The following is a 19,747-nucleotide window of genomic DNA, read 5'->3' as shown; positions in this document are numbered from 1 at the left end:
TTATAACCTGCACTTGTGACAAAAAGGTGAAATCAACAATAATCAAACAGGGCAATGGCCAAGCTTATAGAAACTATCGAGCCGCCTTTTCATCGATACCTGATAGACCAAAACGTCGACCTAGCTCATTTAATACCGCATCCGACTCAATATCGAACCACGCCAGTCCTACTAATGTATGAAACCAGACATCGGCAACCTCATAGATGAGCTCATGACGAGCGTCATCGTATTGCGCTTTATTGCTATTTTCGTCGCAATTGGCAAAATCTTTGGCGGCAATGATACTTTCAGTACTCTCTTCGCCAACTTTCTCTAGAATTTTATTTAAACCCTTTGCGTATAAGCTTGCCACGTATGAGCTATCAGCATCTGCTTGTTTACGCTCTGCCAATACACCGTCGAGCTGTTGCAAAATAGAGCGATTGGTAGTGTCGTTGTCATGGTGACTGTGCTTGGCATCTGAAGGGATTACATCGTGAGCCTGCGTCTGGTTAGTTTCAGGAGTGGCTTTTTCTGCATCGCTTGAATGATAAATATCAGCAGGGTCTTTTAATACCTTATCGACGGTTTGCCATTCAGGCGTTTGGCCCGACAAATCTAAACGCTGATAGAAGCAAGACTCGCGACCAGTATGGCAAGCGATACCGCCAGCCTGAGTGACACTAAGGACAATCACGTCTGCATCACAGTCCAAGCGAATATCATGTACGGTCTGAGTATGACCCGATGACTCGCCCTTATGCCACAATTTGGCACGTGAGCGCGAAAAATAAACCGCTGTCTGCGTTTGCGCGGTTAACTGTAGTGCTTCGGCATTCATCCAAGCCATCATCAAAATACGCCCAGACTTATGATCTTGAGCAATTGCAGGAATCAAACCATCATCATTAAATTTTATGGCAGCCAGCCAAGCAGGTAAAGTCATAATATATCTGTCTTCTTGTTTATATAGAAATCAAAGGGGAATAAATGAATCGTAACTGATTCTATCTATGGTCTGAATAAAAAAGCGGTTGGCGTTAGGGCATGTCCTCAATATCAAATTCTGTAGAGATGTGGGTACAGCGCTTCTTTCATAATTTTATCAAGCGCAATGGATTTATTGAGGCGAAAGTCATAATTGACAAAATGCTGCCGCGCCTTGGCTACTGTTTCTCCAGTATGCATACGGGTAATTTTTATCACTATAGTGCCACCATTATCGTATAACGGTTCAACGCCTACTTCAAATAATAGCTCTTCACGCGCCCGTATGCGACTGACAATACTTAGCTGTAACTCATTGATAATTAAACCGTGATAATCTGCATCGATCTCTTTAATACCTTTAGAGTAAAAAAATCTTTGCCGCGCCTCACATAGCAACGCCGTCAATGATTCGAGCGTCAGGTACTGAGCCATATCAAGCTCAATATGACGCACACGCATCACTGTTTCAAAGACAAATATGTCGTTATCAAAGTCTAATTCTTGTTTTGACACGTTATCTCCTAGATTGATTACAGGCTATGAGTTCTGCTAATCATGGTGTAGGTTGGTAGCGTCATCATCGTACGATAGACGCTCGATAAGTGTGATAAATAACTTTGTATTATTAACGCTCAGCTTATACTAAGGTTCAGTCTCTACTTAAGCACAGCTTAAGCTGACATTCAATCTATTTGGCGGTAAATCCGCAGTTTTATGAGTGTTTTGACTAAAATCTTTATAAATGGGCTCATACCCATTATCCACTGTCATGCCTACTAGGGCGTGTCCTCATTTTAAAAATGATGATAAGAATGAGATAAATTGCCGTCAAACAAGGAAAGTAGCGCAAATGATATCGAGATATGAACCAGCTGTTTAACGTAGCTTGGCAAAATCTAACCGTTTTCAGTCCATTTAGTTGCTTTCGTTCAGATTGAGGACACGCCCTAGGCGAGGCGTAAAAGTTTCCTTGGCAAAACAGTGCATTATCTGCTAAAATACCGCCTCCCACCTCGAGGCAAATAGAGGTTTAGTGGGTGTTTTTACAGCCACTATTCGTTATTAACTATTTGACGACCAGGTTCTATCAAAGACAAAGAGGCAAATCATCATGAAAGTTAAGATGAAAACCAGAAGCGGTGCAGCTAAACGCTTCAAAAAAACAGCGAACGGCTTCAAGCGTAAGCAAGCAAATAAAAGCCATATCTTGACCAAGAAATCAGCTAAGCGTATTCGCCAGTTGCGCGGTCTAAAGATGGTGGACAAGTCTGACGAAGCAGCAGTTCGTCGCATGTGCCCATACATCTAGTAGGCTATCGTCATTTATCTTTAATTAAGCGCTGTTTAATTTATGGCGACTGGATTAAAAATATCTGACTTTGCAATCTGATAGCGATGTCTACTATTCGATGGCATCGTGATTCGTTTAATAATGATTAAAGAAATCTTGGAGTAATTTATGGCCCGTGTAAAACGTGGTGTACAGGCGAATCGTCGTCACAAAAAAATCCTAAAACGCGCAAAAGGCTACTACGGTGCCCGTTCACGTGTTTACCGCGTAGCGGTACAAGCAGTGACCAAAGCTGGTCAATATGCTTATCGTGACCGTCGCAACAAAAAACGTACCTTCCGTCGTCTTTGGATTGCACGTATCAATGCTGGTGCACGCTTAAACGGTTTAAGCTACAGCCGCTTTATCAATGGCATGAAATTGGCTAACATCACTGTCGATCGTCGCGTACTTGCTGACATCGCTATGCATGATGCAGCGACTTTCACAGCGTTGGTCGAAAAAGCAAAAGCGGCATTAGCATAAATATTAACCTTCCTTTAGGGTTGCTGCTTGTTTAGTCAGAATTTACAAGTAGTTATCTATATGGACAGGGATAATATTGATTAATAGTATGATATTAATAAAAGCTACCGCTGGTCGGTGGCTTTTTTTATATCACATTATCTTAATACTTCATGTCACAGCCTTGTTTTAGCACCAACGCTAAATATGCTTTTTTGAGATAGCTTTTATTATCGTCTAAATATTCAAGCCATTCATATCACTGGTATTATTTTTGAATGACTGGGTAAATGGTTTGCAATATTTGGTCAAATCCCTACAATTACCAATCACTATTATTAATAGTCCGTTTAAATCAGGAAGAATGCATCTTATGACTACCCCTGCTGCTACCACCGATTTGTCGGCGCTACCGACCTTGTCCACAGAGTTAAGCGAGCTTAATGAAGCTCAGCTAAATGAGTTGGCCAGTGCCGCTGAAGCCTTGGTTCTACAAGTAAACGATGTGCGTGCGTTGCAAGATTTGCGTGTGCAATTGACCGGTAAAAAGAGCCAATTAACTGGCTGGTCAAAGCAGATGGGTAAACTCAGCAGCGACGATAAAAAGACCTACGGCGGCTGGTTACACCAAGTCCGTAGCCGTATTCAAGATGCGTTGACAGAGCAGCAGCAGCAGCTAGAAGTGGCTGCATTAAATGCTAAGCTTGCAAGCGAAAGTATTGATATCACCTTGCCTGCTCGCGGTGGTCAAAAAGGTCATTTGCATCCAGTGACCATGATTACCCAGCGTATGCAGCAATATTTTATACAAGCAGGTTTTAACGTTGCTACTGGTCCTGAAGTCGAAAGCGACTATTATAACTTTGAGGCGCTTAATATTCCGTCGCATCATCCAGCACGCGCGATGCACGATACCTTCTATTTTGATGCGCATTATCTACTGCGTACGCATACCAGCCCGGTGCAGATTCGCACCATGGAAAAGAATGAACCGCCTATTCGCATTATTTGCCCAGGTCGCGTTTATCGCAATGACTCGGATCAAACGCATTCGCCAATGTTCCATCAGCTAGAAGGTTTAATGGTCACTGAGTCAAGCACCTTTGCCGAGCTAAAAGGCTTGATTAGCGAGTTTTTAGAAGCATTTTTTGCCAAAGAGCTGACTGTACGTTTCCGCCCGTCATTTTTCCCCTTTACCGAGCCGTCAGCTGAAGTGGATATTCTCGATGACAATGGTAAATGGCTTGAGGTTATGGGCTGCGGTATGGTACACCCACAAGTGCTGACCAACTGCGGTATCGATGCTGAAAAATATACTGGCTTTGCTTTTGGGATGGGGATTGAGCGATTCGCGATGTTATATTACGGCATCGATGATTTGCGTTTATTTTTCCAAAATGACGTACGCTTTTTAAAGCAGTTTGGCTAGATTTTATTATTTAATAATACCTCTACCTTTACTCCAAAACCTTTATTATAAAATTCTGATCTGAGATATTTATGAAAATTAGCGAACAGTGGCTACGTCAATGGGTAAACCCCAACAATACTAGTGAGCAATTGGCTGAACAACTCACTATGGCAGGGCTAGAGATTGATGATCGCTTTGCGGTTGCCCGTGCCTTTAGTGGTGTGGTCGTCGGTGAAGTCATCAGCGTCGAGCAGCATCCAGATGCCGATAAACTGCGCGTCACACAGGTTAATATTGGTGCAGCTGAACCGTTACAAATCGTTTGCGGTGCGCCCAATGTCACCGTTGGTATGAAAGCACCTGTTGCTACCGTTGGTGCCATTTTGCCTTCTGATAATGGTGCAGGTTTTGAAATTAAAAACGGTAACCTACGTGGTGTCGACTCTAACGGTATGCTGTGCGGTGCCTCTGAAATTGATTTAACCGATAGCATCGATGGTTTGCTTGAATTGCCAGCAGATGCACCGATTGGTATGGATATTCGTGAGTATTTAGGTTTAGACAATCAGATACTAGATATCTCTATCACCCCAAACCGTGGTGACTGCTTTAGTGTACGCGGTATTGCACGCGAAATATCAGTTATCAATGATTTGCCAATGCAGCTGCCTGATATTCCTGCCAACGTAGCAGCTACTGATAACGCTGCTGGTACTGCTACGCCAGCGGTAACGGTCAGTGCAATTGAAGCGTGCCCACGCTATTTACTACAATCAATCAGCAATATTGATCGTAGCATCGACACCCCAAAATGGATGCAAGATGCGCTGGTTCAATCAGGACTACGTTCACACAACTTTTTGGTTGATGTGACCAACTATGTATTGATGGAATTGGGTCAACCGCTACATGCGTTTGATGCTGATACCATCGTTGGTGATATCGTGGTGCGTTTGGCACAGCCTGAAGAAACGATTACTTTGTTGAATGAGCAAACCATTACCTTAACCGGTGATGAATTGCTCATTGCTGATGATAAAGGCGCACTTGCACTTGCTGGTATTATGGGCGGTCAGCGTAGTAGTGTGACTGATAGCACAACCAATATTGTTGTAGAAAGCGCTTTCTTTAGTCAGCTAGCTATTGCCGCGCGCGCACGTCGTTTTGGCTTACATACCGATGCCTCACAACGTTTTGAGCGTGGGGTAGACTTTGAGTTACCAGAGCTAGCACTGGCACGCGCTGTTGATTTGATTACAAGCGTGACTGATGGGCAAGCCGGACAAATAGTAAAAGCAGAAAGCAGTGAGCATTTACCAGCTCGCGCACCGATTACTTTACCAATTGCTAAAGTTCGTGATGTCATCGGTATTGAGATTGAGCCAGCAGTGATGGTTCGTATCTTAACCCAATTGGGCTTTGAGGTAGCGCAGCAAGCCGATAGTCTGATTTGCACGCCGCCATCGTATCGCTTTGACATGAGTATCAAAGAAGACCTCATTGAAGAAATTGCGCGTATCTATGGCTATGACAATATTCCAAGTGTGTTGCCGCATTTGCAAGTCAGCATGGATTATGACGATACCGCAGACTTGACTCACGAGATGAAGCTGGCACTAGTCGATAATGGCTATATGGAAGCCATTAGCTTTAGCTTTAGTGACGCAAAAATAGAAGCCTTGCTTGATGATAAAGCCTTAGGAGAAGTGTTGGCACTGGCCAATCCTATCTCTAGTGACTTAGCCGTGATGCGCCGTACTTTGCTATCAAGCTTATTACCTTGCGTGCAGTACAATCTCAATCGTCAACAGCCGCGCGTGCGTTTCTTTGAAACAGGGCTTAGCTTTGTTGGTCAAAGTATTAGTGAGTTGGTGCAGACACCAAGTATTGCGTTAGTAGCAGTTGGCGATGTCTGGGACGAGCAAGCGTATCAAAACCGTGCGTTAGACTTTTATGATCTTAAGCATGATATTGAGCAGTTATTACCTGCACAAATGGATAGCGCCCGTATTCGCTATGAGCGCAGTGAGCTTGCTTTCTTGCATCCAGGTCAAAGCGCTAAGCTCTATATTGATGATGAATATGTCGGTTGGTTGGGTCAATTGCATCCTAACACGGCTAAGCAGTTAGATTTGCCAGCTACGTGGGTTGCTCAATTATCACTTGCTCCATTACTGACCCTTGCCCGTGAGCAGCATACCATCACCACCCCAAGCAAATTTCCACAAGTACGCCGTGATATTGCCATTTTAGTAGACAGTGAGATCAGCTTACAGACATTAGAGTCGACGATACGCGCGGCAGCTGGTGAGCTATTGGCTGATCTGTGGTTGTTTGATGTGTATCAAGGCGACAACGTGCCAGCTGGTCAGCGCTCATTAGCTTTTGCGCTAATATGGCAAGACAATGCACAAACGCTATCTGATGACGCCATCAAAACCGCGACTGACAAAGTGGTACAGGCGCTAACGAAGCAACATGCTGCAAAGTTGCGTGACAGCTAACATATAACTCTTATCATAGACATGCTCTGTAGCCTCACTCTTAAAGAGGCTATAGGGCATTGCTATTTATAAGAATTATGATTTTATAAAATTTTTATTCATAAAAATAGTTAAGTGGTTATTAATAAAGGATTTTAAAGCAGTCTTTGTTAAAAAGAGGTTAGAAAACCTTTATAATAGCTAGCATTAACCCTCATACCGCTAAACCATGATATTTGACATCACGACATAGCATAGGAGTCGTACTGTGAGCACCTTAACCAAATCTGACATGATTGAACATTTGATGAGTCATCTTGACCTAACACGCCAAGAAGGCCGCTGTTTGGTAGAGAATTTCTTTGATGAATTGTCAGAGAGTTTAATTGATGGCAAAGAGGTCAAGCTTTCAGGCTTTGGCAACTTCGAGCTTAAAGATAAAAATAGCCGTCCAGGTCGCAACCCTAAGACAGGAGAGCCAGTCGCCGTATCAGCACGCCGTGTGGTGACTTTCAAGACAGGGCAAAAATTCCGTCAACAAGTTGATGAGCGTCTATTTGACGAGTAGCAGTAACTGTCAATAGTATAAAACTGAACATATAAATATATCATGACTTCATGATGGTCTTTAAAGTTACGCTTTATTATTAATGTGAGATGGTTGATCTACACTTGAAAGCGCCATTAAATATCATATTTAGCTATGAATAACCATGAACGATTGCAAATGACACGCATAAAAAAAGAGAGCTTAGGCTCTCTTTTTTTTACTACGGTATTTCTATCATATAAACGATAAAATTACTGAGCTGGTTCTTCAATAACTACAACTTCGTCAGCTGCGTCTACAGCTGGAGTTTCGCTAGCTACGTCAACGCTAGTAGTAGTACCGTCTACAGGTACTTCAGCATCGATTTCGTCAGTAGCAGTAGCAACTTGAGCATCAGCGATGTCAGCTTCAGCTTCAGCAACAGCAGCGTCAGCATCAGCAGTTACTTCGCCTTCAGCAGCAGCTTCGTTTAGCTCTTCTGATGCATTTTGCACTTCTTCTTGTGCGTCAGATAAATCTTCAGCAGCGTTTTCTTTGTTGCTGTCACAGGCAGTAAGGCCCATAGTTGCAGTCATGATACCAGCTAGAGCAAGTAATTTTAAGTTCATAAGGTTTTCTCCGGGAAAATGAAATGATCAGTAGCAGCAAAAAAGGTTGAAAGCTGAGATTTCTCAGAATTCAACTAGTCTTAGTTACAGCTACTCAGCTTTCACGCATTCTATAGGATTTCTATATAAATAGAAATAGGCTGTACAATTAAGTAACAATAAAATTGTAAATAGTGTTTTACATCACTTATTCGTTATAATTTTTAATACAACGAGCCAAATTAATAGACGTATAATCAATGACATCACCCTATTCTGATGACTTATTCGATGTCTTGATTTCTACTATGTTTTTAAGCATCTATTGTATCTATTAGGAGTTTAATAGTCATTAAATGTCTTGATTAGTGCGATATCAAGAGCCCAGTAAAGTAGAATTTATCAAAAATACTTTGGCACTACTTACGTATCAGAAATCGGATTTGATCAAAAAAATAAAGAATTGAGTCAAAATTACACTATATAAAAAATCATCAATACGAGTAGCAATATATATATCGTATATTTGAGGAATGAAACAATGAAATGGCAAGGTAGACGCGGCAGTTCCAATGTGCGCACCAGTAGTGGTGGCGGCAAAATGATAGGCGGTGGTATCGGTGGAATTATTATTGCTGGCATTTTATGGCTGGTATTTGGGGTAAACCCAATGACCGCTTTACAGACGGGTCAAGTAGTAGCAGGCGCTGGCAATAACAGTGCCGCTACCGAACCTGCGACAAGTAACGATCGAGATACGCAGTTTGTCAAAGTAGTCTTGGCTGATACTGAAGAAGTTTGGCATCAAATATTCAAAGAAGCAGGCAGCACCTATCAGGAGCCATCATTGATTCTCTTCAATGGTCAAGTTAGCTCAGCCTGCGGCAGTGCTAGCTCCGCGACGGGCCCATTTTATTGCCCAGGCGATCAGACTGTCTATCTAGACAAATCTTTCTTTGTAGAAATGCGCCAAAATCTCGGTATAACGGGTGATAAGCAAGGCTCTGGCGACCAAGATAATCAAGGTAAAGCGGGCGATTTTGCGCAAGCTTATGTTATTGCGCATGAAGTTGGTCACCACGTACAGACTTTGTTAGGCATCAGTCAGCAAGTTAATGAAGCCAGCCGTCAAGTCACTCGTGCACAAGCCAATAAGCTATCAGTACTACAAGAACTGCAGGCTGATTGTTTTGCTGGGGTTTGGGCACAACGTAACCAAGAGCGTGTACAGTTTTTGGAGGCAGGTGATATCGATGAGGCCATCAATGCCGCTGGTCAAATCGGTGATGATCGTTTAGCGCGCGCTAGCGGTGGAGCAGTCGTACCTGATAATTTCACTCATGGCACCAGTCAGCAGCGTGTTCAGTGGTTCACTCGTGGTTTGGAAAGTGGCAACGTGCAGTCTTGTGATACTTTTAGCGGGGCATTATAGTCAGTATCGCTATGATATTTTAGCGTAGTAACTATCGCCTAAAAAAGGCGATCCAACAAAAAGCCTGCAATATCGATTGCAGGCTTTTTGTATTTTAGAGCGTCTTAGACATATTCAATAGATTTAAAATACACACAGTTGAAATGCTTAAAAACGGTCTTGATAGCACCAAATAATCATTTAGCGATTATCTGCTGTTATTAAGAATGTAAGCACCAGCGCCACCTACTGCAGCACCACCAAGTGCGCCACGAGCGATGTCTTTGCTATCGCCGCCACTTCTAATAAGTGCACCAGCAGCAGCGCCGGCAGCAGCACCTTTAGCGGTATTGCTCAAGCCACTATTGTATCCGTTAGTTGCACAGCCACCCATGATAAGGGCAGAGCTAGTAAGAGCAGTCATTGCGATAGTTTTAGCAAATTTCATAGTATCACCTGTTAGGTTATCAAGTTAGTTTATCAAAATCAAAATACGATATTTTTATTACCACTAACTTTAATACCGATAGTAGGTTGTATTAAAATATTTGGGCAAGTATCTTAGAATAATCTATTGTGCTACCGCAAGACATACAAAGGTCTGCATTAGTAAGGATTACATCAAGGATGTTAAATATCTCGAAAATTATACTGCTATCAACACGTGATAGCAGAGTATATCTATACTGGCTCCTATATTAACCCATATAATAATTTCTAGGCGTAGTAAAAGCGCTAAGCTTTGCAAATAGCCTGTAAAGGATGTTTCTCCACTGTATCGTTGGTAGGGGTTTTGCTTAGGGTTATTGTATTTATATTGATAGTAAGCTAACTGTTTTTAAAATAGTACTTTTGGCGTTTAATAGTGAGGTATTAAGGTCTGTTCTCATTTTATTGCCATTTTTAAATTCAGGACATGCCTGAATATATAAAAAATGAATACAAAACGAAAAGACCGCACGAATGCGGTCTTTTCTACTTAAGTTGCTTATCTATTGAGTCTGGCAAAGAAGCACGAATCTATCATTAGTTCTGTGATTTACGTTTCATCTGCTCAAAGAATTCGTCATTGGTTTTCGCTTCTTTCAAGCGGTCCAGTAAGAACTCAGTAGCTTGTACGCCATCCATCGGCTGAAGCAGCTTACGTAAAATCCAAACTTTGCGCAGTTTATCTTCATCAAGCAGACGCTCTTCACGGCGTGTACCAGATTTTTTGATATTAATCGCAGGGAAGACACGTTTTTCAGCCAGATCGCGCTCAAGCGTAATCTCTTGGTTACCAGTACCTTTGAACTCTTCAAAGATAACGCTGTCCATTTTACTACCCGTATCGATAAGCGCACTGGCAATAATGGTCAAACTACCACCTTCTTCAACATTACGAGCAGCACCGAAGAAGCGTTTTGGGCGCTCTAATGCATTGGCGTCTAGACCACCGGTCAACACTTTACCTGACGACGGAATAACCGTGTTATAAGCACGTGCCAAACGAGTAATCGAATCCAGTAAAATAACCACGTCTTGTTTGTGCTCGACCAAACGTTTGGCTTTTTCGATAACCATTTCAGCGACTTGTACATGACGCTGTGGCGGCTCGTCAAAGGTAGAGGCAACTACTTCACCGCGTACCGTACGTACCATTTCGGTGACTTCTTCTGGACGCTCGTCAATCAATAGGACGATGAGATAGCATTCAGGGTTATTACGAGTAATCGACTGAGCAATGGTCTGTAGCAGCATCGTTTTACCCGCTTTTGGCGGTGCAACAATGATAGAACGCTGACCTTTACCAATCGGCGCGATTAGATCGATAATACGACCCGTCAGATCCTCAGTAGTGCCGTTACCAAGCTCGAGTTTCAAATGCTCAGTTGGGAATAGGGGTGTCAGGTTTTCAAAGATAAGCTTATGACGTGAGCGATCTGGCGTATCAAAGTTGATTTCACCAACTTTCAATAACGCAAAATAACGTTCAGAATCTTTTGGTGGACGAATCGTACCAGCGATACTATCACCCGTCTTCAGACTAAAGCGGCGAATTTGGCTAGGGCTGACATAAATGTCATCAGGACCGGCTAAGTATGAGCCTTCTGATGAGCGTAAAAAGCCAAAACCATCCGGAAGAACCTCAAGTACGCCGTCACCATAAATGGCTTCACCGTTCCGCGCATGGGTTTTTAGGATAGCAAAGATGATGTCTTGTTTACGGCTACGCGCCATATTATCAAGACCCATTTCTTTGGCGATAGCCAATAGCTCAGCGATTGATTTTTTCTTTAATTCAGTAAGATTCATAGATAGGTCATTAGCAATTGATCAGATGAGAGATGCCATTAGCAGCACAAGTCACGACAGTGATTAAAACAACGATAGTATGGTGATAGAGGGTGTGTGCACAGAGCTGGATTTATGTAGTTTGGATATTACGTGTCAGCTTATATACGAATTGCAATCGTTTATGCAAGGTAATAAGAAATAAGGATAAAGAAGTCTACATAAGAGTCTGCGTCAAAAACTCAATATCAGTAATTGTGTTTAGTCATTTCGTTCAGCAATGGTGTTTATAACGACGATTGTGTTTTTGTTGATAAACACGAGGAGAATAGCGATAAGACAGTTAGGAAAACCGTTAGTTTTCTGTTGTCAGCAGACTATACGGTCTTCACAATAGTATTGTCAATAAATTTTGCCAAAAAAGTCGTCTAATTGAGTTTTTTGCATAAAAAACAAGCAAAAAAGCCACTATCTACGTTAGATAATGACTTTTTCGGCGGTGTTGCTGTCTCTTTAGAATGCTTATGCAAAACGAGCAAGTCTCGACTTAGAGATGCTTGTCTAACACTTTTGCCAATTCAGCTTTTGGCTGTAGACCCATCACTGAGTCAACTTTTTCGCCATCTTTAAAGACAAATAGTGTTGGGATATTACGGATACCAAAACGGCTGGCCGCTTGTGGGTTGCTATCCACATCAACTTTGACGATTTTAACTTTGCCTTGGTACTCAGTGGCTAGATCTTCTAAAATAGGGGCGATTGCTTTACAAGGACCACACCATGCTGCCCAGAAGTCTACCAATACTGGCACATCTGATTGCAATACGTCTTTGTCAAAGTCGGCATCGGTAGTATGTAAAATAAGGTCTGACATAATTTATCTCTCTTGTTTTATTATTTCTATCGCCATCCATCAACTAATATATTTGTTGCATAATAGAATGATGAGTGACCAAAGAAGCGTTTAGAAGTGGTTAAAATGTGCCATTATATTAACATGTTTGTTCAGGGTTAACAGATACACGCTGGTTAAATTGTTTAACAATTACGATTAGCACAATAAATCGACACATAACGACACAGGCATGGTGTTATCTGTCACTTGATAATCCTGTCTGTGTTTTTTGCTCAAAAATAAGCGGTTTATAACACTATATCTATACTCTAATATCTACCACTTAAGACCGCTTTCATATGCAAGCTCATTAATCATTCAAGCCCATTTATATAAGTGCCTATTTTTATGCCTTTTACTGCTGAAGAAGTCAACGCCCTCAATGCTCAAGAAAACGCCTATCCGCTTGAGTTTTTTCAAGCATTTGCGCAACAGATTACTGTCTACGAAGATGATGATATTTGGGTGGTTGATAAGCCTGTAGGTCTGTTGAGTGTCAATGGCAAAACGCTCAAGGTCAGTTTGCTGGCAAGACTTGAGCGTGCCAATCCCGCAGTCAAGCTGATTCATCGTCTAGATATGGATACCTCAGGGCTGCTCATTTTTGCCAAGAATGTCGAAGCGCAAACCCATATTAGTAAGCAATTCATTGAACGGCTGCCACAAAAAAAATATCAGGCACGCGTCTTTGGAGAGTGGGAGCGTGCCGGCGCAACTGGTGAAATATCCGTACCAGTGCGCTATGAGCCGGAGACGAAACCGCGCCATATCGTCGATCCTAGCTGGTCAAAGCATGCCTTAACTTTATATGAAGTCATCAGCCATGAGCAATGCAACGGTCAGACAGTCACGCGCGTAATGCTAAAGCCTGTCACCGGTCGTAGTCATCAGCTGCGCGTCCATATGGTGCATGTGGGTCATGTGATGATTGGCGATCCTATTTATGCAGAAGGTACGGCTTTAGCGATTGCGCCAAGGCTTAATCTCCATGCTCAGCAATTGCGTCTCAAGCATCCTACGCTTGGTGCGTGGATGGATTGGGAAAGCCCAAGCCCTTTTTAAATGAATTTATGTCAAATTTTTTTAAACCCATCATGCAAAAACAAGGAACGTATTATGCTTGATATGACGGCAGCCAAACAGGCAGTTAAGAAACGCTTCAAAGCTAAATCGGCACTCTCAGACACACCAGTGGATTATGAAGTACTGATTATCGGTGCAGGAATTGCTGGTATTAGTATGGCGTGCCGATTGCAGCAGCAAAAACACAAAGGACTGTTTGGTCATAAAAATCCAGATAAGCAGAAACGCAAATCATCAAAGCAACAGCAGAAAAGTGCACAGCGATTTTTGGTGTTAGAAAAACGAGCAGATTTGGGTGGTACATGGGATTTATTCACCTATCCTGGCATCCGCTCTGACTCTGATGCCTTGACGTTTGGCTACAGTTTCAGACCATGGCTAAATCACAGGATTTTGGCAAAAGGCGGTGATATTAAAAGCTATATTGCTGATACGGCGCGTGAGTGTGGTATCAGCGAACATATTCGCTATCAACACGAGGTAAAGCAGCTATCGTGGTCAAGTAGCCATCAACAATGGACGGCGATGGTAAAAAATCATGCTAGCGGTGAGGTGTTTAAGATAACGGCAAAGTTCGTCGTTGGCGCTACGGGTTACTATGATTATGAACAAGGTTATCGTCCCTCTTTTAATAAAGAAGCAGATTTTCAAGGTGAAATCATTCATCCGCAGCATTGGCAAAATGTGGATTATGACGATAAGAAGGTAGTCATTATCGGTAGCGGTGCCACAGCGATGACATTGTTGCCAGCTTTGGTGGATGAAAAAGGTGGGCAATGCGCGCGTCACGTCACTATGCTACAGCGTTCTCCCACGTATGTGGCAAGCGTACCGGGCGATGATTATACGCTTGATTGGCTAGCAGGCAAATTTTCACCGTTGTCAAAAGAGCAAGCTTATACGCTGCTGCGTACTCGTAATGTATTGATTCAGCAAGGTACTTATCGAGCGGCTATATTGGCACCCAAGCTTATGAAAGCGTTATTAAAACGCGGTGTCAAAACAGAGCTAAAAGGTAGCGGTATCGATGTGGCGCATTTTGTACCGGACTATAATCCTTGGGATCAGCGGATATGTGCGGTGCCAGACAGTGATTTATTCAAAGCATTGCATGGTACACGCGCCAGCGTCGTCACCGATCAAATCAGCCATTTTACCAAGAAGGGCATCATGCTCGAATCGGGTAACTCTCTCGATGCTGATATCATCGTCACAGCGACAGGACTAAAGCTACAAATGCTCGGCGGTGCCAAAGTATATATTGACGGGCAGGCGATAGATATTGGTTCGCGCATGACTTATAAAGCGGTCATGATTGAAGATATACCAAATATGGTGGCGCTATTTGGCTATACCAACGCCTCATGGACGCTAAAAATCGATTTGGCGTGTCAGTATGTAATGCGGCTGCTGGGTTATATGCATCAGCATCGCTATCAAGTGGTATTGCCACAAGCGCATACTAAAGATGCCAAAGCGCTTACGCAGACAGATACCGTGATGGGCGCGCTATCCTCAGGATATGTCAAGCGCGCTCAACACGAGCTACCCAAGCAAGGTGACATATATCCTTGGCGGGTGACAAACAACTACCTAAGCGACCGCATCATGCTCAAACATCGCAAAATAAAAGATGATTGGTTACGTTTTAGTCGTTAAGGTCGCTTGGTTACAGTCATTTGCTAAATGTTTTTTAATGGCTATTAATAAAATCAGTAACTTGTTTGCTTAAGATCTGCCACAAGGTTTCTTGCGCACTTTTGCTGCCCCACGCATTATGCGGGCTAAATATAACGCGCGGATGCTTGGCAATGGTCAATAAAGGGTCGTCAGCGGTGATTGGCTCTTGCTCAAAAACGTCGCTGGCGTAGCCGATGATTTGCTCATTGTTAATGGCATCAGTCAGCGCTTGGCTATCCACGATGCCACCACGAGCGACATTGACGATGAGCGGCTGTTTGACCATTTTTGCTAAAGTATCTGCATTAATCAGGTGCTGAGTTTTCTCGTTTAATGGGCAATGCAAGCTCAGTACATCAGACTGTGCCAGTACGTCGTCAAACGCGGTATAGTCGTCATTGCGCGGTGCGCGTCCTTGCTGCTCCGCCCACAATACTGTCATTCCAAAAGCGCGCGCAATATCGGTCACGCGTTTGCCGATGGTACCGACCCCAATAATACCTAGCGTTTTATCTTCCAAATCTATCAGCGGAATATCCAGTAGGCAAAAATTACCGTTTGCTTGCCATGTGCCATCAGCGACTTTTTGATGATAATAAATACCCGCGCGCATGGCGTTGAGCATGAGCATAAAGGTATGTTCGGGCACACTTTTGACTGCATAACCTGCGACATTGTAAAGCGCCACATGGTGCTCAACACAAGCGTCTTGATCGACGTTGTTCATACCAGTAGCGGTCAGTTGAATAAGCTTGAGCTTGGGCAATTTGCTTATCACTTCAGCGCTGATTTGCACTTTATTGGTGATAATGATGTCGGCGTCTTTGCAGCGCTCTACGATAACAGCAGCATCTTTTGGGGTATCATCATAAGTGAGGTAGTCGCTGATGCCTGCTGGGGCTGGTAAGTCGATGCCATCAGAAAAAGTGCCTTTATCTAAAAAAACCGCGCGCATGGTTATTCCTTATTAAATAGTTATTTTAAAATGCTTTTAATAGTTATAGACTTAATGTAGCACGTTGGTGATTTTAGTCAAAAAGCACGTCAAAAAATCCATCAAAAAAGTACAAAGCAAAAAACCTCTACTTCAATATTGAAATAGAGGTTTTGTTTATTGAGACAGTAGTCTTTTGTGCTTATTTGGTTTTATGCACTTATAAAGAGAAACGTTTACGCAATTTGCCAATAAGGCTACGTACGCGACTGCTTAAATCAATACGCACATCGTTTTCAGGGTCATGCTCGACTTCATAGCGTTTGACCAAATCAGGGCTGGCTTTCAGCTTCGCATGATGCTGAAACGCACGGTTGACGCTAATCTCAAGCAGACTGGCGCGCATCGGTTTCGGCAAGCAGCGATAAACCTGACCTTTATTAATCAAATCAATCAGCAAGCCAGCGTCTTGAAATTCAGTCTGTACCAAAACCACCAAATGCGGCGCATCTTGTTTTAAGGTAAAGATAATCGGCGCGATATTCTCACCGCTGACATTGATATCGGTGATACAAACACCGATATCTTCATTCGCCAAATAATCGTACGCTTCTTCTAGACTCTCAGCATGCAGTACTTTATAACTGTGAGAAAATTGCTTACGTATTTGCTCAATCAACTCATTGGTTTCATCGATTACTAGCAGCGTTTGCTTATTACCTGAACTGTCGAATTGGTCGGCATCTTCGTCTGGATTATAGGTCAAGGCGATTTCGGTAGCGCGTCCGACCACGGTGATCAGCTCTTCAGATTTACAAGGCTTAGTCAAATAACGATAAATCTCACCATCGTTAATAGAGCCAATAATGGCGTTTAAATCGGCATAGCCCGTCAATAAAATACGCATGGTAGACGGTGAGACATCTTTTACTTCGCGTAAGATATCCACACCGACTCGCTCAGGCATCCGCTGGTCACTGACCGCCACGTGTACATGGTTGTTCTTGATATAGTCAATATACTCAGTCGGGTCGGTGGTGATAAAGACGTCATGGGTCTTACGAAACAGCAGTTTCATAGACCGTAAAATGCGTTGTTCATCGTCGATAAATGCCAACTTCGGCTTTGACTCAGCGCTGGTTTCAACTGTGGTTAAGTCATTTTCTAATTCATTCATGATGAGTTCCTTATGATGATGAATAATAGTCGTTAAATATCTAAATCTGTTCTACGTAACAGGGCAGCTGATCCAGCGCTTACGCGACTAGGTTTTGCTCTGTTAAGTTATTATTAATCGGCAGTATTAACGTAAATGTGGTGCCAACGCCTTCGGTCGATACGACTTTGATATCGCCATTATGTTGCTCCATAATTTGCTGGCTGATTGCCATACCAAGACCAGTACCTTCGCCTGCGCCTTTGGTCGTAAAGAACGGTTCAAAGATTTGATTGAGAACTTCTGGACTCATACCTTTACCGTTGTCGATCACATCAATATAAACATGGTGATCATCGGTACGGGTGCGTACTTCGATCTTGCCATCAGGTTTTTCTCCCATGGCTTGCGCGGCATTGTTCAGTAGATTGACCAAGACTTGGTTAATTTGCGACGGTGAGCATTTCACTTCAGGCGTGGGCGCAAAATCAGTCACAATCTCTTGATGTCTAATAGAGTTGCCAGCGATTTTAAGCGAGGCTTCGATACATTCGCGCACATCGATGGTTTTCACTTTTGACTCATCAAGACGGGCAAAGTTACGTAGATTTAGTACCATCTCAGTGATTTGCTCGACGCCAAATAACGAATCTTTAATCAGCTCTTTTAATTCAGCTGATAGGTCATCTTCTTGGATTTCATCAGAAGCACGGATAATATCTGCTAGAAGCTTGTCAATTTTTCCATCAGCCGCCGCATCAGTTTTAACGCTTTTTAATCCTTGTACCAATTCAATCAGCTCTTCGTATTGCTCAGTTAACTGACCAATAATTTCAAGATTATTTTGCACGTATGATAAAGGTGTGTTCACTTCATGAGCAACGCCTGCCACCATTTGACCCAACGTTGCCATTTTTTCTGAACGAATCAATTGCAACTGCGAGTTTTTCAGCTCTTTTAGCGTTTCTTGCAGCTCAGCGGTACGTTCTTCGACTTTAATCTCTAGCTGTTGGTTAATGTTGGCAAGCTTACCTTCATTAGACTGGATTCGGTCTAGTAGGTCATTAATAGAGCCGTTCACCAGTCCAATCTCGTTGCGACCTTCTGCGAATTTAACCTCGCTCAGCTTATTGTATTGCTTATTATTAATTAAGCTTTCCGCTTCAGAGATTTTATCAGTGGTTTCTTTCAAGGGTTTGAATGCTAAGAAGGTCAGCATGAAGTAAATGACGCCAGCCGTAATCAATAGTGCTAATGCAATCCAGTTAACCAAGTTTTCACTGAGATTATCGGCAATGGCGTTAATTTCAGCATCAGGTTGGACAACGATCAGCTTCCAATAAGTCTCAGGAATCTCAAAGACATAGGCTTGACTGCCGTTGTAGTAACTGTCTTTTGCCAACTCAAAGCTCTGTAATAAGCGGCTGTCCATGGCGTTTTGCTTGTTTTCGCCATTATTTAGGTAAGCGGCGTAGTTCACCAAATAATAACCTTTTGCCGTACCAGTCTCAGCTTTATCAAGCGTGGTCAGTACCTGCTGAACTTGTGGTGAGACGCTGGCGGCGACTTGTTCGATGATCTCATTACGTTGGACATCTAAGAAATCAAGCACGGGTTGCCAAGCAGGGTCTGAGTTGATGACTTGTTTGATATCAAGCGGCGTACCCGTTTTCTCATCAATATAGCTTAAGCGTTCAGGGTTAGAGGAGGCGATCACCTTGTCACTATTATCCAAGAGTAGAATGTAGCCTGAGCCTGAGCTTTCGCTTAACTTGACGATGTTTTCTTGTAGCTGATTCAGCGTAAAGTTAACCGTACTGGCACCCCAAAACTGATTGTCACGCTCGATTGCCACACCGCAGCTCATCGCAAGCTCGCCTTTGGTTTGGCTGGCGCGCACATGGTTCCAAATACAGCTCTCAGGTTTGAGCAACTTTAAGACGCTAAACCAATCTTCTTGATAATAAGGATTGGTAGGATTTGGATCGCTCAACACCGCTTGATAATCACCGTTTTGACGAACCATCAAAAATGGATGGGTCGCGGTATTTGCCCCAAGTGCGCCTTTTTCAGGCCAAATACCACCACTACCCAGTAAGTTATAATCACGCTTATCAAAGGCATTGGCAGTACTGGTTTGTAAAATCGCCTCTTCTGTGGGCAAGGTTTGCGCGCTTTGCTGTAGTAGTAAGGCACTACGCATCACCCGATTGATATCGGCTGAAATACTATTTACCGCGGTATTGCCACGTTCAGCCACCAATTTTGCAGATTCAAGGCGGATTTTCTCATAGCCCTCTTTATCAACAACATAAACGACGACCGCCAGTACGACCGCAAAAGCAATAAATAAAATAGTGGTTACTTGGGTACTGACTTGATTAAAAAAGCCAACTTTTTTGGAGGCACTCATGATGGTGATAGTCCTTGGATAATAGTGACCACGAAGAAGAGTGCCAATGCTAGGTATTGGTGGCAATCAATCAGGTGGTAATGCGTAATCTTAATTAAAATGG

Annotated in this window: 17 protein-coding genes; 8 read left to right on the top strand and 9 right to left on the bottom strand. The window is 42.9% G+C overall.

Features of this window, described 5'->3' with window-relative positions; translation table 11 throughout:
- Window positions 1-73 precede the first annotated feature (73 nt).
- Both hisIE and I3252_RS06470 read right to left on the bottom strand, forming a co-directional pair.
- Window positions 74-928, bottom strand: a complete 855-nt coding sequence (gene hisIE, locus I3252_RS06475; protein WP_238034603.1) for a bifunctional phosphoribosyl-AMP cyclohydrolase/phosphoribosyl-ATP diphosphatase HisIE — start codon at window positions 926-928, stop codon at window positions 74-76.
- Window positions 929-1,041: 113 nt separating this feature from the next.
- Window positions 1,042-1,485: a hypothetical protein gene (locus I3252_RS06470; RefSeq protein WP_060491958.1), complete on the bottom strand. Its 444-nt coding sequence runs from the start codon at window positions 1,483-1,485 to the stop codon at window positions 1,042-1,044.
- Between the two features lie 598 nt (window positions 1,486-2,083).
- Here I3252_RS06470 and rpmI point away from each other — a divergent pair.
- The 5 genes from rpmI to I3252_RS06445 all read left to right on the top strand — a co-directional run bounded on the left by rpmI (window position 2,084) and on the right by I3252_RS06445 (window position 7,229).
- A complete protein-coding gene (gene rpmI / locus I3252_RS06465; protein WP_010197866.1) occupies window positions 2,084-2,281 on the top strand; it encodes a 50S ribosomal protein L35 in 198 nt (65 codons plus the stop codon).
- A gap of 150 nt (window positions 2,282-2,431) precedes the next feature.
- Window positions 2,432-2,788, top strand: a complete 357-nt coding sequence (rplT, locus tag I3252_RS06460; protein WP_025651520.1) for a 50S ribosomal protein L20 — start codon at window positions 2,432-2,434, stop codon at window positions 2,786-2,788.
- A gap of 352 nt (window positions 2,789-3,140) precedes the next feature.
- Window positions 3,141-4,196, top strand: coding sequence for a phenylalanine--tRNA ligase subunit alpha (gene pheS / locus I3252_RS06455; RefSeq protein WP_238034602.1), 1,056 nt, complete (start codon window positions 3,141-3,143; stop codon window positions 4,194-4,196).
- Window positions 4,197-4,267: 71 nt separating this feature from the next.
- Window positions 4,268-6,682, top strand: coding sequence for a phenylalanine--tRNA ligase subunit beta (pheT, locus tag I3252_RS06450; RefSeq protein WP_238034601.1), 2,415 nt, complete (start codon window positions 4,268-4,270; stop codon window positions 6,680-6,682).
- A 247-nt stretch (window positions 6,683-6,929) separates the two neighbouring features.
- The gene (locus tag I3252_RS06445) at window positions 6,930-7,229 is read left to right on the top strand and encodes an integration host factor subunit alpha (protein ID WP_045445928.1); all 300 of its coding nucleotides are present in this window, start codon (window positions 6,930-6,932) and stop codon (window positions 7,227-7,229) included.
- Between the two features lie 233 nt (window positions 7,230-7,462).
- Here I3252_RS06445 and I3252_RS06440 read toward each other — a convergent pair whose 3' ends face one another.
- The gene (locus I3252_RS06440) at window positions 7,463-7,819 is read right to left on the bottom strand and encodes a hypothetical protein (RefSeq protein ID WP_238034600.1); all 357 of its coding nucleotides are present in this window, start codon (window positions 7,817-7,819) and stop codon (window positions 7,463-7,465) included.
- 520 nt (window positions 7,820-8,339) lie between these two features.
- On the opposite strand from I3252_RS06440, the gene I3252_RS06435 reads away from it, so the two are divergent.
- Window positions 8,340-9,230 (top strand): neutral zinc metallopeptidase, encoded by an 891-nt coding sequence (locus I3252_RS06435; protein WP_201502829.1) that lies wholly within the window; start codon window positions 8,340-8,342, stop codon window positions 9,228-9,230.
- 187 nt (window positions 9,231-9,417) lie between these two features.
- Here I3252_RS06435 and I3252_RS06430 read toward each other — a convergent pair whose 3' ends face one another.
- From I3252_RS06430 to trxA, 3 genes are all read right to left on the bottom strand, one after another.
- A complete protein-coding gene (locus I3252_RS06430; protein WP_055125335.1) occupies window positions 9,418-9,657 on the bottom strand; it encodes a hypothetical protein in 240 nt (79 codons plus the stop codon).
- Between the two features lie 578 nt (window positions 9,658-10,235).
- Complete coding sequence (gene rho, locus I3252_RS06425; protein WP_055125334.1) at window positions 10,236-11,504, bottom strand: transcription termination factor Rho; 1,269 nt, start codon at window positions 11,502-11,504, stop codon at window positions 10,236-10,238.
- Between the two features lie 526 nt (window positions 11,505-12,030).
- Window positions 12,031-12,357 (bottom strand): thioredoxin, encoded by a 327-nt coding sequence (trxA, locus tag I3252_RS06420; RefSeq protein ID WP_060491956.1) that lies wholly within the window; start codon window positions 12,355-12,357, stop codon window positions 12,031-12,033.
- A 369-nt stretch (window positions 12,358-12,726) separates the two neighbouring features.
- Between trxA and I3252_RS06415 the strand changes: the two genes are divergently transcribed.
- Both I3252_RS06415 and I3252_RS06410 read left to right on the top strand, forming a co-directional pair.
- Window positions 12,727-13,440, top strand: a complete 714-nt coding sequence (locus tag I3252_RS06415) for an RluA family pseudouridine synthase (RefSeq protein ID WP_238034599.1) — start codon at window positions 12,727-12,729, stop codon at window positions 13,438-13,440.
- A gap of 54 nt (window positions 13,441-13,494) precedes the next feature.
- On the top strand, window positions 13,495-15,120 hold the full coding sequence (locus tag I3252_RS06410) for an NAD(P)/FAD-dependent oxidoreductase (RefSeq protein ID WP_238034598.1): 1,626 nt from the start codon (window positions 13,495-13,497) through the stop codon (window positions 15,118-15,120).
- A 34-nt stretch (window positions 15,121-15,154) separates the two neighbouring features.
- Here the strand turns inward: I3252_RS06410 and I3252_RS06405 are convergent, their stop codons facing one another.
- The 3 genes from I3252_RS06405 to I3252_RS06395 form a co-directional block, all read right to left on the bottom strand.
- Window positions 15,155-16,096, bottom strand: a complete 942-nt coding sequence (locus tag I3252_RS06405; RefSeq protein ID WP_238034597.1) for a D-2-hydroxyacid dehydrogenase — start codon at window positions 16,094-16,096, stop codon at window positions 15,155-15,157.
- 199 nt (window positions 16,097-16,295) lie between these two features.
- A complete protein-coding gene (locus tag I3252_RS06400; protein ID WP_045445938.1) occupies window positions 16,296-17,252 on the bottom strand; it encodes a response regulator in 957 nt (318 codons plus the stop codon).
- 79 nt (window positions 17,253-17,331) lie between these two features.
- Complete coding sequence (locus tag I3252_RS06395; protein ID WP_238034596.1) at window positions 17,332-19,644, bottom strand: sensor histidine kinase; 2,313 nt, start codon at window positions 19,642-19,644, stop codon at window positions 17,332-17,334.
- Between the last annotated feature and the right edge of the window lie 103 nt (window positions 19,645-19,747).

This window comes from Psychrobacter sp. Ps4, assembly GCF_022129285.1.
Classification (GTDB): Bacteria; Pseudomonadota; Gammaproteobacteria; order Pseudomonadales; family Moraxellaceae; genus Psychrobacter; species Psychrobacter immobilis_A.
The sequence above is the reverse complement of the archived record's forward strand: the minus strand, read 5'-3'. Positions and strand labels throughout refer to the sequence as shown.